Here is a 26,061-nt window from a genome sequence, read left to right as displayed (position 1 = left end):
ACCGGCCTCAGGCCGGGGCTGGCGGCGGCACCTTGCTGGCCGCCACGGTCTTGCGGACGTGCTGCTTGAGCACCTCCATCAGGATCAGGAAGATGTAGGGCAGCTCGAAGTAGGCGGCGCTGAGCAGCGAGCCCGTCACCACGAAGGCCAGCAGGGCGGCGCCCAGCATGTCGGCCAGGTCGGACGCCCAGCGCAGCGAGGGCCCTCGCGCCTTGGTCAGCTTCAGGATTTCCCGGCGCGTGAGGAAGGCATTGGCCACCAGCGCGACGAACAGCAGGAAGCCGATGAAGCCCATGTCGCCCATCACCTCGAACCAGATGCTGTGCGCGGCCAGGCCCGAGGGGCTGCTTGGCGCGACCTCGATGAAGGGCAGCAAGGTGGGGCCATCCTTGAACGAGTCCCAGAGCGCGGACGACTGCACGGCCCGGAAACCGCCACCGAAGACCGGGTTGGACAGGGCAATGGACGAGCTCACCCGCCAGGCGCCGAAACGGCCCAGCAGGGAATCGTCTTCCTTCGCGGTCTTGATGGTCTCCATGCGCTCGGACCACGAATCGGGCGCCAGCTGCACCACCACCGCCACGCTGATGGCCACGATCACGATGCCGATCATGCGGTTGCGGCTCTTCATGAGGATGAAGAAGACGATCACGCACAGGCCGATCAGGGCGCCGCGCGAGGCCGTGGCCACCACGGCGAAGGCCGTGAGCGGCAGCAGCACGGCAAAGCCGATCTTGGCCAGCTTGCGCGAGGAGATCTGGTAGAGGTAGTACAGCAGCGGCAACACCATCAGCAGCACCATCGCGAAGTGGTTGTTGTCACCGAACTTGGCGATGCCGCGCGCGTTGTGCCCGCCGCCGCTGGCGATGAATTTCAGCCCATCGAGGGCGCCGTGAAAGCTCGTCGCCAGCACCACCATCACCACCATGGCATGGATGCGGTAACGCGAGGTCACGAACACCGGCATCAACAGGCAGAACAGCACGGTCTTGACCAAGTTGCCGAAGAGCTCCCAGTTGCGGTCCAGGCCCGGGTAGGCGAACAGCGCGACAAAGAAGCCGTGCACCGCGAACAGCATCATCAGCACCGTGGTGCGGTTGATCTCGATGCGCTCGAAGCGGTCGCCCCGGCGCATCAGCAGCGAGGCCATGGTGACCAGAGCGAACAGCTGCACGAAGGGCACTGCGCCCATGAAGCCGTGCACGTAGCTGTTCATGGCGATCAGGCCGGCCCAGCCCCACAGCAGGTAGCCGATGAAGGCGTTCGAAAAGCCCAGGGGCACGAAGAGCAGCACGGCCCCGAAGACCAGCAGGTCACGCATGGCGGTTCCTAGTTCCTTTTCTTCGGCGCGGGCGGTGCGTCATCGGTGAGCACCTCGTAGGAGAAGAAGCCCATGTCGGGCGTCTTCGGATCGCGGGCCTTGCGCCGCACCGCCAGCAAGAGCAGCGCGAGCAGCACCAGTTCGGCCAACAGCAGCAAGCCTTCGGTCATGCGAACCTCCTGAAGATGTCGAGTTGCCCCTGGGTGGTGGAGTCCCAGGAAAAGGTTTCGGCGTGCGCGCGCGTGGCCGCGCGCGTGGGCAGGTCGCCCATCAGCCGGCCCCAGGCCTCGGCCAGGGCCGGCCCGTCACGGCGCGCCATCAGCAGGCCGGCGGCGTGCTGGCTGACCACCTCGGGCGTGCCCCAGATGTTGGTGGCGATCACCGGCGTGCCACAGGCCATGGCCTCCAGCAGCACATTGGCCCAGCCTTCGCGGCTGGAACACAGGGCCAGCGCATCGGCCGCGCTGTACCACCACTTGAGTTCGGTCTGCGGCACCACGCCCACCCAGCGCACGCGCTCGCTCACGCCCAGGCGCGCCGCCAGCGCCTTCAAGGCGCCCTGCTCCGGCCCGCCCCCGGCCACCAGCAAGGTCACGCCCGGCATGGCGGGCAGCGCCTCGATCGCGATGTGGTGGCCCTTGCGCTCGATCAGGTGGCCCACCGACAGCAGGTACGGCCCCTGCACATCCAGGCCCAGGCGCTGCCTCGCGGCCTCGCGCGGCTCGGGGGTGAAGCGCTCGAGGTCGACGCCGTTGCGCAAGGTGTTGAGCTTGCCCGAGTCCGCGCCGAGGGCGGCGAGCGAATCCATGAGCGCACGGCACACGCCGATGGAGGCCTGCGCCTGTTCGGCGGTCTGGAGGATGAGCTTGCGGGGAAAGGGGTACTCGGGAATGAGGTTCAGGTCGGTGCCGCGCGCGGTCACGACGAAGGGCTTTTTCAGCCAGCGCGCCAGCAGCCCGGCGGCCACCCCGTCGGGGTAGTAGTAGTGGGCGTCGATCAGGTCGAAATCGAAGCCCTGCTTCTGCAGGCGCCGCACCGTCGCCAGGGCCCCCAGGGCCATGGTGTAGGGCGCGAGGTTCATGCCGACCTTGGGCAGCAGCAGGTAACGTGGGTGGTGCACTTCCAGCCCGTTGCGCTGCTCCAGGCGCGGCGTGGCCGCGAACTGGGCGTATTCACCGAAGCGAGGCGACTTCAGCGGGAACCAGGGCACCGGCGCCACCACCTTGGCCTGGACCTGCCCGGTTTTCAGCAGCTCGCGCAGGCGGGTCTCGACGAAGATGCCGTGGATGGGCCGCACCTCGCTCGGGTACAGGCTGGAGAACAGCAGGATGCGAAGGGGCTTCAGGGATTTTTGCATTCGAACACCATCACACCTTCAAAACTTTTCCGGGACGTCTCGCGCCCCTGCGGGCAGGGCTGGGCCTTGTCGCGGTCGTTGTTGTCGCCCACCAGGTAGTAGCCGCGCGCTACCACCTCGTCGGGCAGCGGGCTGTAGCCGATCCACAGGCGTCCATGGGGCGTGTCGATGAAACGCGCCGTGCCCTTCAGGTGCAGCCGCTCCAGCCAGGTGTCGCCCAGCTTCTGGTAGATCCGGCGCCAGGTGTCGGAATCGTCGATCTTCGCCGGGTCCTGGATGGCGAGCAGGCTGCCCCAGCCCGGCCCCTGGAGGTAGCGGGCCGTGGCCCAGTAGCGCACGTTGGACGGCACGTAGATGTCGCGGCGCTCGGTGTTGTGCTGCGCGATGTGCCGGGCGACCTGGTGGAAGTCCATCTTGCGCGGGGCCTGCAGCCGCTCCCAGCCGGCGCCATAGGCCGCCACGAAAACCAGCAAGGCCACCACCAGCGCCGCGCCCCACACCCGCAGGCGCGCGTCCGGCCGCAGGCGCTCGTGCAGGTGCACGGCCAGCGCCACGGCGAGGAAAGGCGAGGTGTAGGCCAGCGTGCGGTCCAGCCAGATGGGCCGCAGCACCAGCGAGATGACCCCCACCACCAGCACCGGCAGCACCACGAACGAGACCACGCAGGCCCTCACGTAGGCCGAGCCGAACACCAGCAGGTAGAACACCAGCGCCAGCACCAGGGCAGCGGCCACCGCGTACTGCGTGGTCGTGGCCCCGGGGAAGTAGCCCAGCAGCCAGCCGCCGAGGGTCTGCGCCACGCTGTCGAAACTCGGCATGCGGGTGTGCGACACCGAACGGAAGCTGGCGTTCGCCAGCCAGGGCAGCAGCAACACACCCGAAATCCCGATGAACCCCAGCAGGGGCTTGAGGCGGCGGCGCTCGCCGGCCACCCAGCAGCGGATCAGCGTGTAACACAGCACCGACCCCACCGCGATGAACGCGATGCTGTGCAGCATGGACAGCGAGAGCACCAGCAGGCACATGGCCCACCAGTGGCCGCGCCGGCCGTGCAGCAGCCATTGGTCGACGCAGTACCAGAGCAGCAGCACGTTGCAGCCCAGCATGGCGTACATGCGCAGGTCGGAGGCGTAGTAGATCTCGCTGCCCAGCAGCGCCGTGAAGGCCGCGGCCAGCAGCGCGGCGCGGCGGCCGGCCCGCGCGGCCACGCCCAGGTACACCACCACGATGGAACCCAGGCTCCAGAACACCGAGTTCAGGAGCAGCCAGGTGTCCTGTTTCGAGAACACGCCCCAGGCGTTGAGCTGCAGGTAGTACAGCGGCGGATGGATGTCGAAGCGCATCACCGCGACCACCACGTCCAGCGGATTCAGGTTGACGTAGCTCGCACCGAAGATTTCATCGAACCACAGGCCCCCATCGGCCCGGATCGCCATGAAGCGCAAGCCGAACGCGACCAGCAGCACCAGCAACAGGCCGCCCAGGGCCGCTTTGCTCGAAAGAGAGTCGGTGCTTCGCGTTGTCATGGTTCACCTCGTCGGGGAAGCCTGGGCCAGGGAGGTCGACAGCGCCACCACCCGCCGGGCGTTGCCCGTCCAGGTGAGACTGAGCCGGTCGATGGTGTCGTGCGCCGCGACGGCCAGCCGCTCGCGCAGGCTGTCGTCGGTGCAGAGGCGCGTCAGCGCGTCCTGCATGCCCGTGGGCACGGCCTCGTCGAACAGCAGGGCGTTGTCCTCGTGGGTCAGCACCTCCAGCAGGTTGGGGGTGGCGGGCGCCACGACGGCCTTGCCCAGCACCAGGTATTCCATCAGTTTCAGGGGCGAGGCATAGGGCGTCACGGCGGGCTGCAGGGCGACGTCGAAGGCGGCCACGTGCGCGGGCACCCGGTCGCGGTGGATCACGCCGGTGAAGGTCACGCGGTCGGCCAGGCCCAGGCGCCGGGCCTGCTGCTCGAGCGCTTCGCGCACCGGGCCGTCGCCCACCACCAGCAGGTGGGTGTGGGACGGCGCCTGCGGGGACGCCATCCAGTCGACGATGCGGTCCACGCCGTGCCAGTCGCGCACGAAGCCGGTGAAGCCCAGCACCAGGCGGCCCTGCAGGCCGAGGTGGGCCTTGGCGGTCTCCTGGGTCGGGGCCTGGGCGAAGTGCGCGCGGTTGATGCCGTTGGGGATGATCTGGATGCGCGAGTCGGGCACGCCGCGGGCGCGCACGTGGTCGGCCAGCACATTGGTCACGGGCAGCACGCAGTCCGCGCCGCGCCAGGCCACACCCTCGGCCCAGCGGGCCAGCCCCTGCAGGGCCAGGCCGCCACTGTGCTGCGAGCGTTCGAACACCAGCGGCGCGTTCACCTCCAGCAGCAAGGGAATGCCGAGCCGCTTCTTGGCCATCAGGCCGCTGAGCAGGAAGAGGTTGTAGCGTTCGTAGATGACGTCGGGCCGGAAGTCTTTCGCGGCCTTCATCAGCTTGCGGTAGGCCAGCACGCTGTAGGCCAGCTCCATGAGTTCGTACAAGGCCTTGGGCATCAGGGCTTTGAGGCGGTGCACCCAGCCCATGTCGCTGCCCATCTGGCCATTGCCGCCCTGCCCTGGCGCGCTGCTTTCGGGCTCGTCGCCACCCGGACTGACCACGCGCACCTCATGCCCCTCGCTGCGCAAGGCCTCGATCATCTCTTCGATGTGCACGGCCTGGCCGTCTTTCGATGCCGTGCGGTGGTGGTACAGGATTTTCATGGGTCGAGCGGCCTCAGGCCGCCACAGAGGATCGGTGAAGTTGGCCATCGAACACCCGCTTCCATTGGGCGGTCATGAGGGCCTTGGCGTACGAGGCCTGCACCTTCTCGCGGCCGGCCCGGGCCCACGCCGGCCACAGGGGCTGCTGGTCCAGGGCGCGCGCGAGGGTGGCGGCGAACGGGCCGTCCTGCGGCTCGCAGAGGTTGTCGGGCGACACGTCCGAGAGGATGTCGCCCACGTCGCCCACGCGCGTGGCCACCACCGGCATGCCCACCGCCATGGCTTCGAGCAGCGCGATCGGCAGTTGCTCGGTGTCCGACGACAGGGCGAACAGGTCGAAGTCCGTCAGGCGCGCGGACGGGTCCTTGAGGTAGCCGGTGAATTCCACGTCGGCGGCGACGCCGAGCTGCTGCGCCAGCGCTTCCAGCTCGCCGCGCTGCGCGCCGTCGCCGACCACGATGAGGCGGGCGGAACGCCGGGCCCGCACGTCGGCGAAGGCGCGGATGAGGCGGGCGATGTTTTTCTCCGGCCGAAGCCCGGCCACCGTGCCGATGCACACCGGCCGGCCTTCTTCCACCGACACCGCGCGCGCCGCCGCGGGAATGTCCACGCCATTGGGGATGAAGGTGACCCGGCGCGCCGGCAGCTTCCACACGCCCGTGGCCAAACGCTCCAGGTTGCGCGAGGCCACCACCACCGAGACGCGGTTCCAGCCCAGCAGCACGCGCCGCATCCAGACGCGGCGCGGCAGTTGCCGGGCGGCCTCTTCGGGGCCGAAGCCGTCTTCCACGTGCACGTGCGGCACCACGCGCGGCAGGTTGGCCGCCGCCCATTCGATGGCGCCCCAGTTGTAGGACAGCAGCAGGTCGGGTTTCAGGCGCTGGAGCAAGGCGCGAAAGGCGCCCCGGTTGGCCAGCGCCCCGCCCTTGACCACCTCGAGCCGCATCGGCTCCCAGTTCACCGCCGGGTCGAGCCGCTCACCGGCGTCGAAACAGTTGTCCATCGCCACGATGAGGTGGCGGTAGCCCGGCCCGAGGGCATTGGCCAGTTGCACGAAGCGCGCCTGCGGCCCGCCCAGCTTGAAGGTCGAGAAGGCGTGCAGCAGCACGCGCGGGGGGCGTGCGCCCTCGCTCATGCAGAACCTTCTCCGGCGTGCACGGCCATGGCCTGGCGGTGGAAGGTGGCGGCATCGCCCACCGGTTGCCAGCCCAGGTCCTGTTTGGCGTTGCTGCAGTCGATTTTGGCCAGCAGGCCGCGCGACATCAGATCGCGCTTGAACGGTCGGGCCACGGCGCGGCCGGTCACGCGCTTGATCAGCCACTTGCCCATCTCCACCAGCCACAGGCCGGTGGGGGACGACGGCACGAACTTCAGCGGACGGCCGACGGTGCGCGAGAGGTCGGCCAGGTATTCGCGCGCGCTCGGGCGCACATCGCCCACCAGGTTGTAGGCACGGCCCGGCGCGGCGGGCGCCGTGACGGCGGCCACGATGGCCGAGGCGCAGTCGCCCACCAGCACCCAGGGCAAGGCGTTCTGGCCACCGTTCCAGCCGACGCAGTACTGGTCGTTGTTGAAGAAGCCCAGGCCGCTGTGGAAGGGCGAGGTGCCCGAACCCACCACGAGGCCGGGGCGCATCAGCACGATGGGGAAGCCGGTCTTCTGATGGATATCCATCAAGGCCTGGTCGGCCAGGGCCTTGGCGCGCGCGTAGTCCGCGCGCGTCTCGGGTCGGGGGTCCGGTGGCGTGGCGCCGGTGATGGTCTCACCCGCATCGCCCAGGAACAGGCTGGCGATGGAGCCCACGTGCACCATGCGCTGCACACCGGCCGCGCGGCACACCTCGGCCACCATCACGGCGGAATCGACCATCGCGGCGCGGATGGCCTCGAAGTTCGCGCCACCGCCGCCGTGCGCGAGGTTGATCACGTAGGGGGCGCCGGCGATCGCGCGCTCCAGGTCGGCCTTGTTCTTCACGTCGCCGCGCACGATCTCCACGCCAGGCCGGCTGAAGACCGGCTGCAGGTTGTTCACGCCGCGCGCCATCACGCGCACGCGGTGGCCCTGGCCCAGCAGGGCCGCCACGGTGTGCGAGCCGATGAAACCGGTGCCGCCCAGCACCACGACCAGGTCACCCGTGGGCGCGGGCTCGGCCACCGGCGTGGCGCGCGCGGGCAAGGGCTTGAAGGCCGCGGCCATCTGCTCGCAGACCGAGACCAACTCGGCGCCGAAGTCGAGGTCGATGCGGGGCTTGCCCTGGCTCTGCAGCTCCTGGTAGAAGGCCTGCAGGCTGCCCTTCATGCCCAGGTAGAACGCATCGGAGCGCGGCTTGAGCTTGGCCGTGGCCATGACGTAGTCGCGCAGCACCGAGAAGCCTTGCGATTTCACCTGTTTGCCAGTGGCGCGCGCCGACAGCCAGGCGTCCACCGGCTCCATGTAGGCGGTGCGCTCCAGGGTGTGGAACTGGTTGGCGAACATGTCGGCCACCGCCACGCCGTCGTCGCAGACCACGGTCATGCGGCAGACGGTGAATTCGGCGCCCACATGGAAGCGCATGTGGGCGGGCATGCGCTCGCAGCGCAGCGACACCTGGCAGGCGTTGTGAAGACCGACGCCGGGCGAGATTTCCACCGGGTCCTCGGCCAGCACCGAGAGCTCGCGCACCGAACCGGCGAGGTCGAGCACCTGCGACAGCGGGTGCACCGCCTGCTCCAGCAGGATGTTGAGCGGCTTGCGGAACATCCAGTGGCCGAACTGGCGCGCGGCCAGCTGGCGCAGCGGCACTTCGTACACGTAGTCGAGGTAACGCGGCTTGCCCAGGCGGCCCGACGCGATGGCTTCCTTGAGCTGCACGTAGGCGGGGTTGAACACCAGGTTCTGGTTCACGCCGATCACGGCGCCGGACTGACCTGCGGCTTCGCGCAGTTGCTCGCACTCGGCGGTGCTCACGCCCACCGGCTTTTCCAGCAGCACGGTCTTGCCCGCGGCCACGAAGGGCATGGCGGAAGACAGGTGGAAGTCCGGTGGCGTCAACACGTGCACGGTGTCGGCGTCCGAGGCGGCGGCTTCCTCGATCGAGTTGAACACGCGGCCCGCGCCGAATTCCTTGACCAGGCCCTGGGCGGTGGCGGCGTTCACGTCGAACACGCCATACAGCTCCACACCCGGGATCTCGCGCAGCGCGGCCGCGTGGGTCTTGGCGATATTGCCGGCGCCGACCAGCAGCACCTTCTTCTTGTTGCTCACAAACATCCTCCTGGAAATGAATTCTTGGCCCGTCAGACGGGCGCGCTCTTCTCGTTCTGCCGCAGGAACGCATCGAACATGATCAGCATCCACAAGGGCGTGGAATGGTCGGACTGGCCGCTCAGGTGTTCCTTCACCATGCGCTCGAGCACGGTGGCATTGAAGTAGCCCGAGTCCAGCATGCGCGGGCTCAGCACCGATTCGCGCATGCGCTGCGCCAGCGGCCCGCGCAGCCACTTCGCCAGGGGCACCGAGAAGCCCATCTTGGGCCGGTACAGCACGTCGTGCGGCAGCAGCGGCTCGAAAGCCTTCTTGAACACCGCCTTGCCCTCCCCGCCCTGGATCTTCAGATCGCTGGGCAGCGTGGCCAGCCACTCGATGAGCTGGTGGTCCATCAGGGGTTCGCGCACCTCCAGCGAGTGCGCCATGGCGGCGCGGTCCACTTTGGTGTTGATGTCACCGACCAGCCAGGTCTTGTAGTCCAGGTACTGGATCAGCGCGAGCGGGTCGTCGGTCTGCGCGCGCTGGGCGTGCTCGCGGAACACCTCGATGGCGTTGTAGCCGCCCAGCTCGCGCTGGAACGCGGGCGAGAACAGGCGCGCGCGCTGGTCGGCGCGCAGGTGCGACATGCTGTGGTGGTAGGCCTGCACGCTGTCCATGGCCATGGCCTGGAAGGTGGTCTTGGCGCGGAACATGCGCGGCGCCCAGTCGGCCTTGGGGTAGAGCCGGCCCAGCGTGCCGAACACCGACTGGCGCAGGCCGTGCGGCAGTCGGTTGCGCACGCGCTCCTCGCCCAGGTGCATGCGGTAGCGCCGGTAGCCGCCCAGGCTTTCGTCGCCGCCATCGCCAGAGAGCGCCACGGTGACGTGCTTGCGCGCCATCTCGCAGACGCGGTAGGTCGGGATGGCGGAGCTGTCGGCGTAGGGTTCGTCGTACAGCCAGGCCAGGGTGTCGATCAGGTCGAAGTCGTCGCTCTTGACGATCTCCAGCCGGTGGTCGGTCTTGTAGCGGTCGGCGACCTGCTGGGCGAACTCGGACTCGTTGAAGCGCGGGTCGTCGAAACCGATCGCGCAGGTCTGTACCGGTGTGTCGGACAGGCCGGCCATGGTCGCGACCACGGCGCTGGAATCGACCCCACCCGAGAGGAAGGCACCCAGCGGCACGTCGGCGATCAGGCGCAGCTTGACGGACTCGCGCACGCGGTCGCGCAGCTCGACCTCGGCATCGGCCTGCTCGATCGGGTTGTCGTTGGTGAACTGCACGTCCCAGTACGGCACGGGCGCGGGTTGGTCGGCTTCGCCCCGGCGCAGCAGCAGCGTGTGCGCCGCCGGCAGTTTGTGGGCGTTGCGGTAGATGCAGCGCGGGTCGGGCACGTAGCCGAACGAGAAATAGTCTTCCACCGCCTTCGGATCGATCTCGCGCACGAAGCCCGGGTGGGCCGTGATCACCTTGAGTTCGGAGCCGAAGATGAAACTGCCGTCGGGCAACCAGGCGTAGTGCATGGGCTTGACGCCCATGCGGTCGCGCGCGAGGAACAAGGACTGCTGCGCGCGGTCCCAGATGGCGAAGGCGAACATGCCACGCAGGCGGTGCACGCAGGCCGTGCCCCAGGCCGACCAGGCGTGCACGATCACCTCGGTGTCGCTGCGCGTGCGGAACACGTAGCCCAGGGCCTTGAGCTCGGGCACGAGTTCCTGGAAGTTGTAGATCTCGCCGTTGAAGACGATGCCCACGCTGGCGTCGGCGTTGAACTGCGGCTGCTGGCCCGTGGCCAGGTCGATCACCGACAGGCGCCGGTGGCCCAGCGCCAGGCCAGGTTCGAGGTGCAGGTCGTCTTCGTCCGGCCCCCGGTGGGCCTGGATGTCGTTGATGCGGGACACCAGCGCGCGGTCGTAGCTGCGCAGACCCTGGGTGTCGAACAGGCCGGAAATGCCGCACATGTCAGTGGGCCTCCTGAACGGTGGCGTTGAGTTGGTGGGGGTCGTCCAGGCAGGCGTCGATGCCGCTCAGGTGGGCCTGCCAGCTGAAACCCTGCAGCACGAAGCGGCGGGCCTCGCGGCCGAGCGCGGCGGCCTGGGCTGGCGGCGCATCGAGCAGTTGCTGCAGCGCCTGCAGGAAACCGTCGGCATCCTCGGCTCGCAGCAGCCCCTGCGCGCTGCTGGCGCCGATGGCTTCGGCGCAGGAAGGCACGGTGATCACCGCCTGCTCCATGGCCATGGCTTCGAGGATCTTGTTCTGGATGCCGCGCGCCACGCGCAGCGGCGCCACGACCGCGGCGGCGTGCTGCAGGTAGGGCCGCACATCGGGCACGGTGCCGGTGACCACCACGTGCTGGCCGGCCAGGGCCTGCACCTGCGGCGAGGGGCTGCGGCCCACGATGTAGAAGCGCGCCCGCGGCCAGTGCGCGCGCAGGCGCGGCAGCATGTCCGAGACGAACCAGCTCACGCCGTCGATGTTGGGCCAGTAGTCCATGGCACCGGTGAACACGATCGCCTGCTCGTTCGCCGCGAACGGGTTGGCGCGCGCGGGATCGGGGGTGAAGAAATCGGCGTCCACGCCGTTGCTGAGGGACTGCACATGGCCTTGGGCCTCGGGCGCGTGCGAGAGAAACAGCGCGGTCTCGTTCGGCGTGACGAAGAAGGAGCGGCGCGCCTGCGAGGCCACCTCGCGTTCGTAGGCCAGCAGGCGTTCGCCTTCGCGCCGGTACACAGCCGACATCGGCCAGCGGTGCGCGGGGGCGTATTGCGTCCACTTGGCCGAATCCACATCGACAAAATCAACCAGCATGGGCACGGCCGGCGCCAGCGGCTGCGCGTACTGCGCCATGGCGCCCGAGAACACCACGCTGGCCTGCAGCTCATGGGCCTGGGCCACCTGCTCGACCCAGCGCCGCATGCCGGCGTTGCGGTAGTAGGCCAGCGTCAGCGCCTCGCCGCGCAGCAGGCCGGTGGCGCTCATCAGCTTGGCCCGGCGCGGCGCGATGCGCTCGACGTGCAGGTCCGGACACAGGGCCTTCAGCGTGGGCAGGTGCTGCTCGTCGTCAGGGTCGTCGATGAAGGTGCCCAGGAACACGCGGTGTTTCTGCAGCAGGTGGCGCAACAGGTGGTACGAGCGCACCTTGTCGCCCTTGTTGGGCGGATACGGAAGGCGGTGAACGAGGTACAGCAGGTTGGCCATGGTGCGTCAAGGAGGCGTCGCTCAGCCCAGATTGCGCACGATGAACGGGCCCAGCCAATTGGCCACGCCAATGGGCAGGCGCCGCCAGGTCGCGATCAGCAGCTTGTACTTGGCGTTGGCCGGGTTGTTCTGCGGAATGCCCTCGCGCTTGTACAGGCGGTACTCGTAGTTCAGCGGCGTGGGCTCGAAGCCCCAGTTCTTCTTGAACGCGTAGGGGCCGGTGCCCTCCTTGCTGCGCCCGTAGTCGAACACCTTGAGTCCGCGCGCGCAGGCCAGGCGCATGAGTTCCCAGTACTTGAAGTCGTTGGCAGCGAGGTCGCGGGCGGCCTCGTCGTCGCCCGCGTAGTACGGCAGCACCTCGTCGCGGAAGTAGAAGCTGAGCACGCTGGACAGCGGCGTGCCTTCGGCCGAACACACGGTCAGCACCTCGGCGTCGGCACCGAAGGTCTTGAGCAGGGTCTGGAAGTAGCGCTTGGGCATGGCCGGCGTGCCGTGGCGGTGCACGTTGTCGGCGTACAGGGCGAAGAAGCGGTCGACGGTCGGGTCGATGTGCGAGGTCAGGCCGTTCTTGATGCCCTTGCGCACCATCGCGCGCTGCTTGCGCGGGATGGCCAGCATGTTGTCCTCTTCCTTGGGCAGGATGGCCTTGCGGAAGGTGACGTAGAGCTCCTGCACCGGCCAGTCGGTGTGGCGGCGCTCGATGTGGCGCAGCTCCAGGTGGTCGGTGCCGAGCTCGACGGCCAGGCGCTGGGCCTCGGCTTCGAGCGCCGTGGCGGCCTCGGGGGTCGCGGCGGCCGCGCCGCCGTACACCGCGAACGGCAGGCCGGTCAGCGCGTTGCCGAACAGGCGGCTGTTGACATGGGCCAGCGGCAGCACGCCCTGGATCTCGCCGCCGGACTCGGCGTAGAGAAAGTAGGTGTCGTGGCGGAAGACGTCGCGGATGACCGTCTGCCAGCCCGCGCGGTGGAAGAACGTGGCCTGCGGCTGCGCCAGGACGAAGGCGTCCCAGCGGGCGATCTGGTCGGCTTGGGCGCTGTCGAGGCGGTGGATGCGAAGAAGAGCAGGCTCAGACAACGGACACCTCTTTCTTCACGCGGCTGCCGATGAAGATGTTGTCCATGCGGTCCCATTGGAAATCGTCCAGCAGGCGCGCGAGGCGCTGTTCCGTGCGGCCAATGTTGACGTAGTGGCGAAAGCGGGTCTTGAGGTCGATGCCGGCCACGCGCGGTTGCCCGGGGTCGATCTCCCAGGGGTGGAAGTAGAAGATGGCGGATTGCTCGTCCTGCTTGTTCACCTGCTGCAGCATCCAGCGCGAGAGCGCATAGGGCATGAGGCGGAAATAACCGCCGCCGCTGGACGGCAGGTTGCGGTTGAACATGCGCAGCGTGGTCGGCGGCACTTCCATCATGCCGCCCGAGGTCTCGTAGGCGAAGCGCGGCGCATCGGGCATGCCGTAGTGGTCGTGCTTGACCGGGTAGATGCTGGAGCTGTAGCGGTAGCCCGCGCGCTGCAGGGTGTCGAGCGCCCACAGGTTCTTCGCACCGATGGAGAAGCTCGGCGCCCGATAGCCCCAGACCGCCTGGCCGCCCAGGTCTTCCAACAGGCCCTTGGAGCGCGTGATGTCGTCGAAGAACTCGGCCTCGGTGAGGTCGCTCACCCGCTGGTGCCCATAACCATGGCTGGCGAGTTCATGGCCTTCGCGCACGATGCGGCGCACCATGTCGGGGTAGCGCTCGGCGATCCAGCCCAGGGTGAAGAAGGTGGCGTGGGTGTTCTTCGCCGCGAGCAGCTGCAGGATGCGGTCGATGTTGTGTTCGACCCGGCACTCGCAGCGGTCCCAATCGGCGCGGTCGATGTAGGGCGCCATGGCCGAGACCTGGAAGTAGTCTTCGACGTCGATGGTCAGCGCGTTTTCGATGGGTGCGTTGGATGGCATGGGAACCCCCTTGGGATCAGTTGCTGCCGTTGTTGCGCGACTTGCGGGTGGCCGCGACGATCTTCCTCAAGGCACCGAGGATCTCCAGGCTCACCCGCTCCTGGCGCAGCACGCTGCGCTCCATGCGCAGCAGGCGGGTGCTGAGCTGCTCGGCCGTCACGCGGGTGAGCTCTTCGCCGATGCCGTCCACCACGCCCGGGTCCAGGTCGAGGTCTTCGGGGCCGATGCCATCGACCAGCGAAGGGCGGGCCTCGGCGCCCTCGCCCGCCTTGGGCAGGTGGGCCCAGCGGTCGTCGCTGCCCTGGTGGTCCGGCGCGGGCACCGCGCTCTCGGCGTGCATCTCCGCGACCACCTCGTTGAGCGCATCCAGCGTCAGGGTCGGCGATTCGGACAGGTAGCCCTGCAGCAGCAGGCGGTCGCACAGGGTGTTGATGCGGCGCGGAATGCCGCCGCTGTGCTGGAAGATGCCGGCGAACACCGCCGGCTCGAAGACCGGCTTGTCCACCGCGCCGGCGCACTTGAGCCGGTGCTCGATGTAGGCGCGGGTGTCCTCCTCGTCCAGCGGGCCGAGGTGGCAGCGCGCGGTGACGCGCTGGCGCAGTTGCAGCATGCCCGGGCCCTGCAGGATGGTGCGGAACTCGGGCTGCCCGACCAGGAAGGTCTGCAGCAGGGCCTGTTCGCCGAACTGGAAGTTCGACAGCATGCGCAGCTCTTCCACCGCCAGCGGTTGCAGGTTCTGCGCTTCGTCCACGATCAGCAGGCAGCGCTTGCCCTGGGTCGTCTGGGTGATGAAGAAGGCTTCCAGCGCCATCAGCATGTCGGCCTTGCCGGTGCCGCGCACGGGCACGCCGAAGGCCGCGCAGACCAGTTTCAGCGCGTCTTCGGCGCCCAGCTGGGTGCTCACAAGATGGGCCGCCACCACCGAGCCGTTTTCCAGGCTGTCGAGCAGGTCGCGCACGATGGTGGTCTTGCCGGCGCCCACCTCACCGGTGATGACGATGAAGCCCTCGCCGCGCATGACGCCGTACACCAGGTACGAGCGCGCGCGCCGGTGCGGCTTGCTGCTGTAATAGAAACGCGGGTCGGGGTTGAGTTGGAAGGGTTTGCTGGTCAACCCGTAATAGGCTTCGTACATGTATCAGAACCGGTGGGTGACCACGCCCAGGATGGCGGTTTCCTTGTAGGGGAAGGTGCCGCTGTAGAGCGAACGCCGGAGCTGCACGCTGCCGCTGGTGCGAGCGGCCAGGCGCGTGCTGACGCCGAACGTCAAGGTCTTGAGGGTGTTGCTGAACGAGGTGTTGATGCCTTCGTTCGTCTGCCGCGTGAAGGACACGTTGGCCGAGGTCAGCCGCGTCAGGCGGTGGGCGTAGGTGACCCGCCAGGCCTTCTCGACAATGTCGGAGGCGATGTTGAAGTCGTCGCTGAGCGTGATCACCGGATTGAGGCGGCGCCCCGTGTTGCGGGCCACGGCCACCACAAAGGCATCGCGGGGACCGAACAGGCCCAGCGAAAGCTCCTGCAGGCGTTGCACCGACGCCGACGAGGTGAGGAAGCCCGGGTTGAGCTGGAAATCGGCCGGCAGGCCCAGGCGCTGCAACTCGGCATTCACCTGCTGCGCCCGCCGCACCGGGTCGGACTCGTTGGACAGCGCGTCGATCAGGCCATAGAGCGAACCCTGGGACGCGCCCGCGGCATCCAGCTGGCTGGTGACCACGTCGCGGGTGTCCACATAGCGCCAGATCGCGCGCCGGCTGCGGTACTCGACCTCGACGTTGTGGCCGTTGCCGAAATAGCGGTTGGACCGCTCGGCGAAGACGCGCGTGCGATCGGAGGGCCGCCATTCGACACCCAGCCCGGTGGAGCGGTACGACTTCATGTCGGGGGTCAGCAGGTCGTTGGACTCCACGCCGACCAGCGCCGACAGGGTCAGCGTCGGGTTCAGCGCGTAGAACAGGCGGCCATTCACCGCGTCCAGGGTCTGCCGCTGTCCGAAGCTGTAGTCGAGCTGCGTGCGACCCGCTTCGAGCGTCCAGCCCAGCGATTGCCCGGTCACCTGCCGCGACAGCCGCGCCAGGCCCTCTTCGGAGCTGATGTCGGAACGCAGCCGCGTGTCGGTGCGGGTGGTCTGGTAGGCGTAGCGCAGCTCGTAGTCCACCGAACCCATCAGGCTGCCGCGCAGGTAAGGCGAGAACCGGAAACTCGAGGTCTCCGACAGGTTGTCGTTGCCCAGGGCGTCGATGCTCGGCGACTCGAATGCCGAGATGGCCTGCTGGCCGATGATCCCGGAGAAATCGATGAAGGCGCGGTTGTCCCAGGCCTCGAAGGTGCCATTGGTGTTCAGGGACTGCTGGATGTTGTCCTGCACCGTGTTGCGCGCGTCGTAGATGCCGCGCAGCGAGTAGTCGAAGAAGCCCTTGAGGCGCGGCTTGTTGACCACCACGCCAATGCCCGGGCTGATTTCGGTGATCTGCTCGCTCTGGCGGTTCTGCGTGGAGAGATCGCCGTTGTTGGAAAAGCCCTGGCTCACGGAGATGCGGGGCGTCACCCAGATGGCAGGGGGCGGGGCCACCGGCGTCTCCACCTCCACCAGATCCCCTGCGGGACCGACCTCCTGCGCCCTCACCTGGGCATGCAGCGACAGCACGAGCAGGCCCGACAAGGCCTGCACCAGCGTGGCCACCGGGAACGATGTGGGCCGGCGGGATGATCGATGTGTCACTGGGAAACCTCCGTGAACCGATTCAAGCCGGCGTGGTCTCTGAGACCTGGGCGTCGCTCGACGCCCCGTGCCCGTAGCCGTAGCCGTACCCATAGGCATCCTGATCGCCACCATGCACCTGGTTGAGCACCATGAGCTTGATCGGGCACGACTCGATCGTCGTCAGCGCGTGCCGGACCTGGGACTGCAGGGTCTTCTCGGCCTGCACCACCACCACGATCTGGCCCATGTGCGTGGCCAGCACGCGGGATTCGGTGGTCAGCAGCAGGGGTGGCGAATCAAAGATGATGATGCGGTCGGGGTAACGGTGGCCCATCTCTTCAATCAGATCGGTCATCGCGTCGCTGGCCAGCAGCTCCGTGGCGCGCGGATGCGGCGTGCCGCTGGGCAGCAGGCTGAGCTTGTCGATGTTGGTGCGCAGCAGCGTGTCCGACATCTCCATCTGCTTGTTCGTCAGCAGGTCCAGCAGGCCGGGGCCGGGCGGCAGGCCCAGCGTTTTCATGATCGAAGGGCGGGACACGTCGGCATCGACCAGCAGGACCGTGTAGTCCAGCTCCATGGCGATGCTCATCGCCAGGTTGATGGCGGTGAAGCTCTTGCCTTCGCCGGGCATGGCGCTGGTCACCATGATGCGGTTGCCATGCTGCACGACCGAGGCCCCCTTGCCGGTGGCATTGGCGATCAGGGGGCGTTTGATGACACGGTACTGGTCGGCGATGGCGGCGCGCGGCGCGTTCGGCGTGACGAAGCCCGCCTCGGTGAGCCCGGCCAGATCGAGGCGCACGCTCTTGGAGACGGTCTTGGCGGCCTCTTTCATCACGGGCGCAGGCTTGGCGGCAGCGGCCACAGGCGCCGTGGTTTCGGGTGCGCTGGTGGGCGCCGCGGCGGCATCGGGCACCGCCGGCATGTCGGCGCCGGCCTGTCGCAGTTGCTCAAGCCGTTGGGCTGCTTTTTCAATCAAGCTGGACATGTTTTCAGATCACCTTCAAAGGCTCGATCGGTACGACAAGGTCACCATACCGATGAGGAACAACACGACCAAGGCCATGATGGCCAGCAGGAAACGCCGCAGGCTTCGGGATTCGCGCCGGCGCATGGCGTCGTTCTTGACCAGGGTCACCACGCCCAGCAGGGGCAGCTCGGTGGCACCACGCAAGGCCGAGGCATCGAAGAACACCGGGCGCAGCTGACTGACCAGGAAGGTCACGCCAACACCCGCGGCCAGCGCGGCCAGCAGGGCCACGGGCAACAGCAGTGCGCGGTTGGGGGCCACCGGGCGGCGCGAGACCTGCGGCGGTTCGACCACGCGGAAGTCGGCCAGGTTGGAGGTGCTTTCCAGCTCGCCGCTCATCAACACCGTCTCGCGGCGCGACACCAGGTCCTGGTAGTTCTTGCGGTGGATTTCGTAGTCGCGGTTGAGCTGGGCCAGCTCGGCTTCCATCTGCGGCGCCACCTTGAGCTGCTCGCGCAGGCGGGCCGAGCGGCCTTCGTATTCGCCGACGCGGGCGCGCAAGGACGCCACCTGCACTTCGGCCGAGGCCAGCGTGCGCGTGATTTCCACGATGGCCGGGTTGTTCTCCACCACCGGCGAGGCGGGCGAGGCCGCGGCGGCGCGGCGCATTTCAGCGATCTCGCGGCGCTTCTGGTCTTCCAGTTCCTTGATCAGGCGGCGCGTGTTGAGCACGTCCGGGTGCTGGTCCGTGAAGCGTTGCAGCAGGGCGTCCAGGCTGCGCTTGAGCGCATCGATGCGGGAATCCAGGTCGGGCGTGGCCAAGTTCAGCGACGAGGTGTCGGGCGCGGTCCGCGCCATGCTGCGCGCCTGCTCCAGCTGCTTGCGCGCGGCCTCGCGGGCGCTCTCGGCTTCGCGCAGCTCCAGGCGGGCCTGGCTGAGCGTGCTCAGCATCTCGGCCATGCGGCCGGCCACATCGAGACCACCCTGCCCTTGCATGTCCAGGTTGCGCAGGCGGAAATCCTTCAGGCGGGACTCGGCTTCGGACAGCTTGTTCTCGTAGTTCTTGATCTGCTCTTCGATGAACTTGCGGGCGTTGTCGGAATCGGTGCCGGCGGCGCCCTTGCCCGACTCGACAAAGATCGTCAGCAGCGACTTGACCACCTGCAGCGAACGCTCCGGGTTCTCGTCGCGGTACGACAGGGTGTAGAGGTTGTCGCGCCCCGTCGAGCGGATGGCGAGCGACTTGAACAGGTTGTCCACCAGGGCATCGCGCTGCGCCTTGGTCTGGCCCGCGGTTTCCAGCTGGGCCATCTGCATGAGCTTTTCCACCGTCGGCCGGTTGATCAGCGTGCGGCTGAGCATGGCGACCTGCTGCTCCACATCGGGCTGGATCGCCAGACCGGTCATGAGCGGGCGCAGGATCGACTGGGTGTCGACGTACACCCGCGACGTCGCCTCGTAGCGATCGGGGATCATCAACACGCCGGCGGCGCCCACGGCGGCCACGATCCAGGCGATCAGCACCCCGAGTCGGCGGTATTTCCACATGCCCCGCAGGGTGGTGGAGATTTGGTTCAGGAGATCGTGCATGCAGAAATCTGTGTGTGACAGCAGAACAGCGAGGGACTGGCTGGTCGCCCGACCAACCCCGAGGCCGACCGGACGGCGGCCTTAGAACCAGCCCTGCGGGATGATGAGAATGTCGCCGGGCAGCATTTCCACGTTGGCGGAAATGTCGCCGCGCTTGACCAGGTCCTGCAGCCGCACGCTGTAGCGCTTGTTGCTCTCAGCGGCGCGCACGATGGTGGCCTTGTTGCCGTCGGCGAAGTCGGTCAGCCCGCCCACCGCGATCATCACGTCCATGACCGTCATCTTCTGCTTGTAGGGCAGGAACTGCGGCTTGGTGGCTTCACCCACCACACGGATCTGCTCGCTGTAGGGGCCGACGAAGTTGGTGACGATCACCGTCACGACGGGATCGCGCACGAACTTGCCCAGCGCCTTCTCGACGTCGCGGGCGATTTCGGAGGACGTCTTGCCCTGCGCGACGAGTTCGTCGACCAGCGGCGCGGACACCTTGCCATCGGGGCGCACGGGCACCGTCAGCGAAAGCTCGGGGTTGCGCCACACGGTGATGTTCAGCGTGTCGCCCGGTCCCACCAGGTAGTTGTAGTTGGCGGTGCTGGCCACCACCGGCGCGGCCGGCAGGTTGCTGTTGCTCGCGCAGCCACTGACACCCACCAACAACGCGGTTGCAGCGGCGCCAATGGCGAGAACACGAACGAGACCGGAAGTATGTTTTCGCATGACCCATTTCCTCCATGGAACGGTGAAATGTTAATAAAAGTTAACGCCCTTTTGAATATACCGCAGACATGCGGCAATGGAACGCTTGTAAACGGTAACGAATACCCAAACCCTCCTCTGTCATGAGGAAGCGCACGCTTGTGGCGAAAACATGCATGCGAAGGCCACAACGGGCACACCATTTGGCATCAGGAACGCAACACGCCCGGCCGCTAAAATGCCGGTTGCTCCCGACCTCAACCCAGGAAACCCAGCATGTCCCTCTTCTCCGCCGTCGAAATGGCGCCGCGCGACCCGATTCTGGGTCTGAACGAACAGTTTGCCGCCGACACCAACCCCAACAAAGTCAACCTCGGCGTCGGTGTCTACTTCGACGACAACGGCAAGCTGCCCCTGCTGCAATGCGTGCAGGCGGCCGAGAAGACCATGATGGACAAGCCTGCCGCGCGCGGCTACCTGCCCATCGACGGCATCGCGGCCTACGACGCCGCCGTCAAGAGCCTGGTGTTCGGCAGCGATTCGGAGCCGGTGAAGTCCGGCCGCGTGGCCACGGTGCAAGCCATCGGCGGCACCGGCGGCCTCAAGATCGGCGCTGACTTCCTCAAGCGCCTCAATCCGAACGCCAAGGTCCTGATCAGCGACCCGAGCTGGGAAAACCACCGCGCCCTCTTCACCAACGCGGGCTTCACGGTCGACAGCTACGCCTACTACGACGCCGACAAGCGCGGCGTCAACTTCGACGGCATGCTGGCCAGCCTGAACGCCGCGCAGCCCGGCACCATCGCCGTGCTGCACGCCTGCTGCCACAACCCGACCGGCTACGACATCACCCCGGCCCAATGGGACCAGGTGATCGCCGCCGTCAAGGCCCGCGGCCTCACGCCTTTCCTGGACATGGCCTACCAGGGCTTTGGCCACGGCATTGCCGAAGACGGCGCGGTCATCGGCAAGTTTGTCGCCGCCGGCCTGACCTTCTTCGTCTCGACCTCGTTCTCCAAGAGCTTCAGCCTGTACGGCGAGCGCGTGGGGGCCCTGTCGGTGCTGTGCGAAAACGCCGAGGAAGCCTCGCGCGTGCTGTCGCAGCTCAAGATCGTGATCCGCACCAACTACTCCAACCCGCCCATCCACGGCGGCGCGGTGGTGGCCGCCGTCCTGAACAACCCGGAGCTGCGCGCCCTGTGGGAAAAGGAACTCGGCGAGATGCGCGTGCGCATCAAGGCCATGCGCCAGAAGCTGGTGGACGGCCTCAAGGCCGCCGGCGTGAAGCAGGACATGGGCTTCATCACCAGCCAGATCGGCATGTTCAGCTACTCCGGCCTGAACAAGGACCAGATGGTGCGCCTGCGCAGCGAGTTCGGCGTCTATGGCACCGACACCGGCCGCATGTGCGTGGCCGCGCTCAACAGCAAGAACATCGACTACGTCTGCCAGGCCATCGCCAAGGTGGTCTGAGTCGGGTCTGACGCAAAAAAGCCGCTCGATGAGCGGCTTTTTTCATGGGGCGTCCCCGGGTTCAGCTCCAGATGACCGAGCGCATGGAGATGGAGGCACCCTGGAAGCCGTCGTTGAAGAAGCGCGGCTCCTCCTTGTCGGTGACCGCACCCGCCGTGTACAGCAGCGGCAGGTAGTGCTCCCAGCTGGGGTGCGCCATCTGCGCCACGGCGCCCAGCTGCTGGAAGTCGTTGAGCGCTTCCAGCCGCCCCTGCGCGAGATGCTCGGCGGTGATGCGGTCGAACTCGATCGCCCATTCGTAGGCCTGGTTGTCGGCCGCGTCCCGGCGCATGGTGCGCAGGTTGTGCACGATGTTGCCGCTGCCCACGATCAGCACACCGCGCTCGCGCAACTGGGCGAGCTGGCGGCCGACAGCGAAATGCTCGGCCGCGGGCCGGCGGTAGTCCATGCTGAGCTGGATGACCGGGATCTCCGCGGCCGGGAACATGGGCTTGAGCACCGACCAGGTGCCGTGGTCCAGGCCCCACTCGCGCTCGTCCAGGTCCAGCGCGCGGCCGGAGTCGGGCTGCCTAACCACCCCACTGATGGCACGGGCCATGGCTGGCGAGCCCGGCGCGGGGTACTGCTGGTCGAACAGGGCCTGCGGAAAGCCGCCGAAGTCGTGGATGGTGGGGGGCTGGCTCATGGCCGTGAGCTGCCAGCCCGGGGTCAGCCAATGCGCCGAAACGCACAGGATCAGGCTGGGCTGCGTGCCCCGCGCGCGCAGTTCCTGGCCCAGGGCCTGCCAGCTGCGGCGCCAGGCGTTGTCCTCGATCGCATTCATGGGGCTGCCATGCCCCAGGAACAGCACCGGCAGGCGCTCGGTCGCAGGCAGCGCGGCGGCCAGGTCGGCCAGACCGGCGGCGGCGGACGTGGGTGAAGGGACGGAGGCCGAAGCGCTCATGTAGGTTCCGAGGGCGGTGGCCGCGAGGGCCCCGCCGGCGATCAATAGGGGGCGACGTTGCATGGGGGGTGGCGATCGGCGGAAAAGCCATGGAGCCCGCCGCCGCGCACGAAGTTCCGGCAGGATTCTTTCACGAAGGTGACAACAACACCCGGGGGTATAGTGTTTTCACCCTTATAGGGACTTGCACATGCTGCTATATTGCACTGCAACATAACCAGATTCGACGCCCATGCTGTACCAGATTTACGAAACCCAGCGCTCGATCATGGAGCCGTTCGCTGACCTGGCCGAGGTCGCGTCCAAGCTCTTCACCAACCCCATGCTGCCGCTGGCCCAACTGCCGGGTGCCCAGCGCATCTCCGCCGGTTACGACCTGATGCACCGGCTGGGCAAGGACTACGAGAAGCCGGTGTTCGGCATCCACACGGTGGATGTGGACGGTGTGGACATCGCGATCCACGAGCGCATCGAGATCGACAAGCCGTTCTGCGAGCTGCGCCGCTTCAAGCGTTTCTCCGACGACACCGAGACGCTGGCCAAGCTCAAGGGCCAGCCGGTCGTGCTCATCGTCGCCCCGCTCTCGGGCCACTACGCCACGCTGCTGCGCGACACCGTGCGCACCATGCTCAAGGACCACAAGGTCTACATCACCGACTGGAAGAATGCCCGCCTCGTGCCGATGGCCGATGGCGAGTTCCATCTGGACGACTACGTGAACTACATCCAGGAGTTCATCCGTTACCTGCAGCAAGGCTACGGCAACTGCCACGTGATGAGCGTCTGCCAGCCCACCGTGCCGGTGCTCGCGGCGGTCTCGCTGATGGCCAGCCGGGGCGAGACCACGCCGCTGTCCATGACCATGATGGGCGGCCCCATCGACGCGCGCAAGTCGCCCACGGCGGTGAACAACCTGGCCACCCAGCGCAGCTACGAGTGGTTCGAGAACAACGTGATCTACCGCGTGCCCGACAACTTCCCCGGCGCCGGCCGCCGCGTGTACCCGGGCTTCCTGCAGCACACCGGTTTCGTGGCCATGAACCCCGACCGCCACGCGTCGAGCCACTACGACTACTTCAAGGACCTGATCAAGGGCGACAACTCCAGCGCCGAGAGCCACCGCAAGTTCTACGACGAGTACAACGCCGTGCTCGACATGGACGCCGACTACTACCTCGAAACGATCGAGACGGTGTTCCAGGAATTCAAGCTGGTCAACGGCACCTGGGACGTGAAGAACGAACAGGGTGAGCTGGAGCGCGTGCGTCCGCAGGACATCAAGCGCACCGCCCTGCTCACGGTGGAAGGCGAACTCGACGACATTTCCGGCTCCGGGCAGACGGCCGCCGCGCACGACCTGTGCACCGGCATCTCGAAGACGCACCAGATGCACTACGAGGCGCAGGGCGCTGGCCACTACGGCATTTTCAGCGGCCGGCGCTGGCGCGACATGGTGCACCCGGTGGTCAAGACCTTCATCCGCGCGCACCAGCCCGCCGCGGATGCCGCGCCTGCCGCAGCGAAACCGGCCGTGAAAGCGGCCCCCAAGGCCGTGGCGCGCAAACCGGCCGCCAAGGCACCGGCAGCGGCCCGCAAGACGGCCAGCCGCAAAGCCGCCAAGGCCTGAGCGGCGAAGCCCACGGCGCCCTGGCGGCGCCGGTATATTCGCGGGCATGAACGACCTCGCCCGGCGCATCGACGCCGCCCTGCCGCAGACCCAGTGCACGCGTTGCGGTTACCCCGACTGCGCGAGCTATGCGCAGGCCATCGCGGACGGCGAAGCGGGCATCAACCAGTGTCCCCCCGGCGGGGTCGAAGGCATCGAGCGGCTCTCCGCCCTCACCGGCCAGCCCGTGCAGGCGCTGGACCACCGCTTCGGCATCGAAGGCCCGGTCACCGTGGCGGTGATCGACGAGGCCTGGTGCATCGGCTGCACGCTGTGCATCCAGGCCTGCCCCACCGACGCCATCCTCGGCATCCACAAGCGCATGCACACCGTGGTGGAGCCCTATTGCACCGGCTGCGAGCTGTGCCTGCCGGTCTGCCCGGTGGACTGCATCTCGTTGGAAATCGTGAGCGGTGAACGCACCGGCTGGCAGGCCTGGTCGTCCGAACAGGCCGCGCAGGGGCGCGAGCGCTACAGCCTGCGGCAACAGCGCCTGGCGCGCGAGAAGCGGGAACACGAAGTGCGGCTGGAAACGAAGGCGCGCGAGAAACTGGCCGATCTGGCCGCGCACTCGAAGATCAGCGACGAGGCCGTGCTGGACAAGAAGCGCGCCGTGATCGAAGCCGCGCTGGCCCGTTCCCGAGCCAGGCGCGGGCAGACCGGCGGCTGACCCGCCCCTTCAGGCGCCCTGGCGCGCGGCCACGGTCTTGTAGACACCGCAGCCCACGTAGAGATCGTCGATCTTCATCACGTAGGACATCTTGGCCTGGATGGCGCCGGTGACCGGGTTGGCGATGTCGTACTCCACCCAGCCCTCACCCGCCTCGCCCTGCGCGACGATGGCGTTGAGCAAGGCCTGCCCGTCGACACCCGCGATGTCCTGCACCCGGCTGCCCACCTTCTCCGGCTTGCCGCCGAAGGCGCGGTAGACGCCCGCGCTGTCGAGCGCGAACACGTACATGTCGCGGTCGTGGAAGCCACTGGAGGGCTCGGTGATCGAGCGCGAAAACGCCTCGCGCCCGCCTTGTTTGCGCTGAGCCAAGGCACGGCTCACCAATTGCATGGCTTCATCGGCCGTGCCTTGCTGCAGCATGAAGGAGGACACCGCTTTCGACAGGTGGGCCGCGCGCTGCTCCAGCTGGTTGGCCTGCTGCACCGCGCGTTCCACCATCTGGGCGTTGTGCTGGGTGATCTGATCGAGCTGGGTCACGGCCGCCGAGATCTCGCTCAGGCCGGTGCTCTGCTCCGCGCTCGACGCGGAGATCAGCGACATGTTGGCCGCCACGCCGCGCACGCCGGTGACGATCTGACCGATGCTGTTGCCGGCCGTGCGGATCTGGGCCACGCCCGCCTCCACCTGGCTGCGCGAGGCTTCGATCAGCTCGCGGATTTCCTTGGCCGAGGCGGACGAGCGCTGGGCCAGCGTGCGCACCTCGGCGGCCACCACCGCGAAACCCCGGCCCTGTTCACCGGCCCGAGCGGCTTCCACCGCCGCGTTCAGCGCGAGGATATTGGTCTGGAACGCGATGCTGTCGATCACGCCGATGATCTCGTTCATCTGCTGCGCGCTCTTCTGGATGCCTTCGACCGACTCGACCGCATGGCCCATGTACTTCGCACCCGACTCGGCCACGTCGCGCACCTGCGCGGCCTGCTGGTCGGACTCGCCCGCGGTGCGGGCGTTCTGCTGCACCGTGCCCGAGAGCTCGTGCACGCTGGCCGCCGTCTGCTCCAGGTTCGCGGCCTGCTGCTCCGTGCGGTCGGCGAGGTCGCGGTTGCCCATCGCCAGGCTCTTGCCGGCGTGGGCGACGAGCGCGGAATTGCTGCGCACCTCGGCCACCATGGCCGAGAGGTTGCCGATCGTGCGGTCCAGCAGGCGCGCCAGCTCGGCCAGTTCGTCGCTGCCCTGCACGCGAATGGTGGAGCGCAGGTTGCCCGACACCGTCTGCCCCATGGCGCCGAGCACCTGCTGGAAGTCCGCGGTGAAGCTGACGTAGAACGAGACCATGAGGTAGGCCAGCAGGGCCAGGCCTGCGATCGCGACCATCAGGGCGCCGCCGTGCAGCCCGTCAGGGCCTTGCAGGCCCCAGGCGAGCAGCAGGGGCAGGACCGACGAGGCCGCGAGCAGCAGAAGCTTGCCGCGCAGGCGGAACCGGCGCATCAGGGCGATGCCGGGCAACAGCGGATGGAATCCGGACATGGGTGTACCGCTCCTCGGTGTGAATGGGTTCTTATCGGTGCCGCGCCATCCGCCTTGAG

The 26,061-nt window shown here is 67.7% G+C and carries 21 protein-coding genes; 3 read left to right on the top strand and 18 right to left on the bottom strand.

Annotated features, from left to right (window positions below; all coding sequences use genetic code 11):
• Positions 1-7 precede the first annotated feature (7 nt).
• The 16 genes from AC3WPZ_RS00985 to AC3WPZ_RS00910 form a co-directional block, all read right to left on the bottom strand.
• Positions 8-1,321, bottom strand: a complete 1,314-nt coding sequence (locus tag AC3WPZ_RS00985; RefSeq protein WP_492431997.1) for a putative O-glycosylation ligase, exosortase A system-associated — start codon at positions 1,319-1,321, stop codon at positions 8-10.
• A gap of 8 nt (positions 1,322-1,329) precedes the next feature.
• The gene (locus AC3WPZ_RS00980; protein ID WP_382158240.1) at positions 1,330-1,491 is read right to left on the bottom strand and encodes a hypothetical protein; all 162 of its coding nucleotides are present in this window, start codon (positions 1,489-1,491) and stop codon (positions 1,330-1,332) included.
• Positions 1,488-2,678 (bottom strand): glycosyltransferase family 4 protein, encoded by a 1,191-nt coding sequence (locus AC3WPZ_RS00975; RefSeq protein WP_492437786.1) that lies wholly within the window; start codon positions 2,676-2,678, stop codon positions 1,488-1,490. Before AC3WPZ_RS00975 ends, AC3WPZ_RS00980 begins: the two co-directional genes overlap by 4 nt.
• Positions 2,663-4,204 (bottom strand): hypothetical protein, encoded by a 1,542-nt coding sequence (locus AC3WPZ_RS00970; protein WP_492437784.1) that lies wholly within the window; start codon positions 4,202-4,204, stop codon positions 2,663-2,665. The genes AC3WPZ_RS00975 and AC3WPZ_RS00970 overlap by 16 nt, the downstream gene beginning before the upstream one ends.
• A gap of 3 nt (positions 4,205-4,207) precedes the next feature.
• Entirely contained in the window at positions 4,208-5,407 is a 1,200-nt protein-coding gene (locus tag AC3WPZ_RS00965; RefSeq protein WP_492437782.1) for a glycosyltransferase family 4 protein, read from the bottom strand.
• Between the two features lie 13 nt (positions 5,408-5,420).
• Entirely contained in the window at positions 5,421-6,542 is a 1,122-nt protein-coding gene (locus AC3WPZ_RS00960; RefSeq protein WP_492437780.1) for a glycosyltransferase, read from the bottom strand.
• Positions 6,539-8,650: an NAD-dependent epimerase/dehydratase family protein gene (locus AC3WPZ_RS00955; protein WP_492437778.1), complete on the bottom strand. Its 2,112-nt coding sequence runs from the start codon at positions 8,648-8,650 to the stop codon at positions 6,539-6,541. Before AC3WPZ_RS00955 ends, AC3WPZ_RS00960 begins: the two co-directional genes overlap by 4 nt.
• A 32-nt stretch (positions 8,651-8,682) precedes the next feature.
• Positions 8,683-10,590, bottom strand: a complete 1,908-nt coding sequence (locus AC3WPZ_RS00950) for an XrtA/PEP-CTERM system amidotransferase (protein WP_382326759.1) — start codon at positions 10,588-10,590, stop codon at positions 8,683-8,685.
• Position 10,591: 1 nt separating this feature from the next.
• The gene (locus tag AC3WPZ_RS00945) at positions 10,592-11,827 is read right to left on the bottom strand and encodes a TIGR03087 family PEP-CTERM/XrtA system glycosyltransferase (RefSeq protein ID WP_382326761.1); all 1,236 of its coding nucleotides are present in this window, start codon (positions 11,825-11,827) and stop codon (positions 10,592-10,594) included.
• Positions 11,828-11,848: 21 nt separating this feature from the next.
• Complete coding sequence (locus tag AC3WPZ_RS00940) at positions 11,849-12,901, bottom strand: FemAB family XrtA/PEP-CTERM system-associated protein (protein ID WP_382326763.1); 1,053 nt, start codon at positions 12,899-12,901, stop codon at positions 11,849-11,851.
• Positions 12,894-13,763: an XrtA system polysaccharide deacetylase gene (locus AC3WPZ_RS00935; protein WP_444686468.1), complete on the bottom strand. Its 870-nt coding sequence runs from the start codon at positions 13,761-13,763 to the stop codon at positions 12,894-12,896. Before AC3WPZ_RS00935 ends, AC3WPZ_RS00940 begins: the two co-directional genes overlap by 8 nt.
• A gap of 16 nt (positions 13,764-13,779) precedes the next feature.
• On the bottom strand, positions 13,780-14,898 hold the full coding sequence (locus tag AC3WPZ_RS00930; RefSeq protein WP_382158260.1) for an XrtA/PEP-CTERM system-associated ATPase: 1,119 nt from the start codon (positions 14,896-14,898) through the stop codon (positions 13,780-13,782).
• 3 nt (positions 14,899-14,901) lie between these two features.
• Positions 14,902-16,482 (bottom strand): TIGR03016 family PEP-CTERM system-associated outer membrane protein, encoded by a 1,581-nt coding sequence (locus AC3WPZ_RS00925; protein ID WP_444686466.1) that lies wholly within the window; start codon positions 16,480-16,482, stop codon positions 14,902-14,904.
• Positions 16,483-16,504: 22 nt separating this feature from the next.
• A complete protein-coding gene (locus AC3WPZ_RS00920; RefSeq protein ID WP_444686465.1) occupies positions 16,505-17,452 on the bottom strand; it encodes an XrtA-associated tyrosine autokinase in 948 nt (315 codons plus the stop codon).
• A gap of 15 nt (positions 17,453-17,467) precedes the next feature.
• Complete coding sequence (locus tag AC3WPZ_RS00915) at positions 17,468-19,024, bottom strand: XrtA system polysaccharide chain length determinant (protein ID WP_492432012.1); 1,557 nt, start codon at positions 19,022-19,024, stop codon at positions 17,468-17,470.
• 81 nt (positions 19,025-19,105) lie between these two features.
• Positions 19,106-19,741 (bottom strand): XrtA/PEP-CTERM system exopolysaccharide export protein, encoded by a 636-nt coding sequence (locus AC3WPZ_RS00910; protein WP_291116680.1) that lies wholly within the window; start codon positions 19,739-19,741, stop codon positions 19,106-19,108.
• A gap of 255 nt (positions 19,742-19,996) precedes the next feature.
• Between AC3WPZ_RS00910 and AC3WPZ_RS00905 the strand changes: the two genes are divergently transcribed.
• Positions 19,997-21,193: an amino acid aminotransferase gene (locus AC3WPZ_RS00905; protein WP_382158268.1), complete on the top strand. Its 1,197-nt coding sequence runs from the start codon at positions 19,997-19,999 to the stop codon at positions 21,191-21,193.
• Between the two features lie 61 nt (positions 21,194-21,254).
• Here the strand turns inward: AC3WPZ_RS00905 and ygiD are convergent, their stop codons facing one another.
• Positions 21,255-22,136 (bottom strand): 4,5-DOPA-extradiol-dioxygenase, encoded by an 882-nt coding sequence (gene ygiD, locus AC3WPZ_RS00900; protein ID WP_492437775.1) that lies wholly within the window; start codon positions 22,134-22,136, stop codon positions 21,255-21,257.
• A gap of 232 nt (positions 22,137-22,368) precedes the next feature.
• Here ygiD and AC3WPZ_RS00895 point away from each other — a divergent pair, with 232 nt between their 5' ends.
• Together AC3WPZ_RS00895 and rsxB are read left to right on the top strand one after the other, a co-directional pair.
• A complete protein-coding gene (locus tag AC3WPZ_RS00895) occupies positions 22,369-23,763 on the top strand; it encodes a polyhydroxyalkanoate depolymerase (RefSeq protein ID WP_492437773.1) in 1,395 nt (464 codons plus the stop codon).
• A 46-nt stretch (positions 23,764-23,809) separates the two neighbouring features.
• A complete protein-coding gene (gene rsxB / locus AC3WPZ_RS00890; RefSeq protein WP_492437771.1) occupies positions 23,810-24,472 on the top strand; it encodes an electron transport complex subunit RsxB in 663 nt (220 codons plus the stop codon).
• A 9-nt stretch (positions 24,473-24,481) separates the two neighbouring features.
• On the opposite strand, the gene AC3WPZ_RS00885 is transcribed toward rsxB, so the two are convergent.
• Positions 24,482-26,002, bottom strand: coding sequence for a methyl-accepting chemotaxis protein (locus tag AC3WPZ_RS00885; RefSeq protein ID WP_492437769.1), 1,521 nt, complete (start codon positions 26,000-26,002; stop codon positions 24,482-24,484).
• Positions 26,003-26,061 lie beyond the last annotated feature (59 nt).

The organism is Hydrogenophaga sp. FW305-3-2-15-A-LB1 (assembly GCF_058787875.1).
This window is presented reverse-complemented; position numbering and strand designations above follow the sequence as displayed.

What these genes read in the sequence shown, in the direction of transcription:
- AC3WPZ_RS00985 (WP_492431997.1), bottom strand. Translation starts at nt 1,321, where the DNA reads ATGCGTGACCTGCTGGTCTTCGGGGCCGTGCTGCTCTTCGTGCCCCTG.
- AC3WPZ_RS00980 (WP_382158240.1), bottom strand. Translation starts at nt 1,491, where the DNA reads ATGACCGAAGGCTTGCTGCTGTTGGCCGAACTGGTGCTGCTCGCGCTG.
- AC3WPZ_RS00975 (WP_492437786.1), bottom strand. Translation starts at nt 2,678, where the DNA reads ATGCAAAAATCCCTGAAGCCCCTTCGCATCCTGCTGTTCTCCAGCCTG.
- AC3WPZ_RS00970 (WP_492437784.1), bottom strand. Translation starts at nt 4,204, where the DNA reads ATGACAACGCGAAGCACCGACTCTCTTTCGAGCAAAGCGGCCCTGGGC.
- AC3WPZ_RS00965 (WP_492437782.1), bottom strand. Translation starts at nt 5,407, where the DNA reads ATGAAAATCCTGTACCACCACCGCACGGCATCGAAAGACGGCCAGGCC.
- AC3WPZ_RS00960 (WP_492437780.1), bottom strand. Translation starts at nt 6,542, where the DNA reads ATGAGCGAGGGCGCACGCCCCCCGCGCGTGCTGCTGCACGCCTTCTCG.
- AC3WPZ_RS00950 (WP_382326759.1), bottom strand. Translation starts at nt 10,590, where the DNA reads ATGTGCGGCATTTCCGGCCTGTTCGACACCCAGGGTCTGCGCAGCTAC.
- AC3WPZ_RS00945 (WP_382326761.1), bottom strand. Translation starts at nt 11,827, where the DNA reads ATGGCCAACCTGCTGTACCTCGTTCACCGCCTTCCGTATCCGCCCAAC.
- AC3WPZ_RS00935 (WP_444686468.1), bottom strand. Translation starts at nt 13,763, where the DNA reads ATGCCATCCAACGCACCCATCGAAAACGCGCTGACCATCGACGTCGAA.
- AC3WPZ_RS00930 (WP_382158260.1), bottom strand. Translation starts at nt 14,898, where the DNA reads ATGTACGAAGCCTATTACGGGTTGACCAGCAAACCCTTCCAACTCAAC.
- AC3WPZ_RS00920 (WP_444686465.1), bottom strand. Translation starts at nt 17,452, where the DNA reads ATGTCCAGCTTGATTGAAAAAGCAGCCCAACGGCTTGAGCAACTGCGA.
- AC3WPZ_RS00915 (WP_492432012.1), bottom strand. Translation starts at nt 19,024, where the DNA reads ATGCACGATCTCCTGAACCAAATCTCCACCACCCTGCGGGGCATGTGG.
- AC3WPZ_RS00910 (WP_291116680.1), bottom strand. Translation starts at nt 19,741, where the DNA reads ATGCGAAAACATACTTCCGGTCTCGTTCGTGTTCTCGCCATTGGCGCC.
- AC3WPZ_RS00905 (WP_382158268.1), top strand. Translation starts at nt 19,997, where the DNA reads ATGTCCCTCTTCTCCGCCGTCGAAATGGCGCCGCGCGACCCGATTCTG.
- ygiD (WP_492437775.1), bottom strand. Translation starts at nt 22,136, where the DNA reads ATGAGCGCTTCGGCCTCCGTCCCTTCACCCACGTCCGCCGCCGCCGGT.
- AC3WPZ_RS00895 (WP_492437773.1), top strand. Translation starts at nt 22,369, where the DNA reads ATGCTGTACCAGATTTACGAAACCCAGCGCTCGATCATGGAGCCGTTC.
- rsxB (WP_492437771.1), top strand. Translation starts at nt 23,810, where the DNA reads ATGAACGACCTCGCCCGGCGCATCGACGCCGCCCTGCCGCAGACCCAG.
- AC3WPZ_RS00885 (WP_492437769.1), bottom strand. Translation starts at nt 26,002, where the DNA reads ATGTCCGGATTCCATCCGCTGTTGCCCGGCATCGCCCTGATGCGCCGG.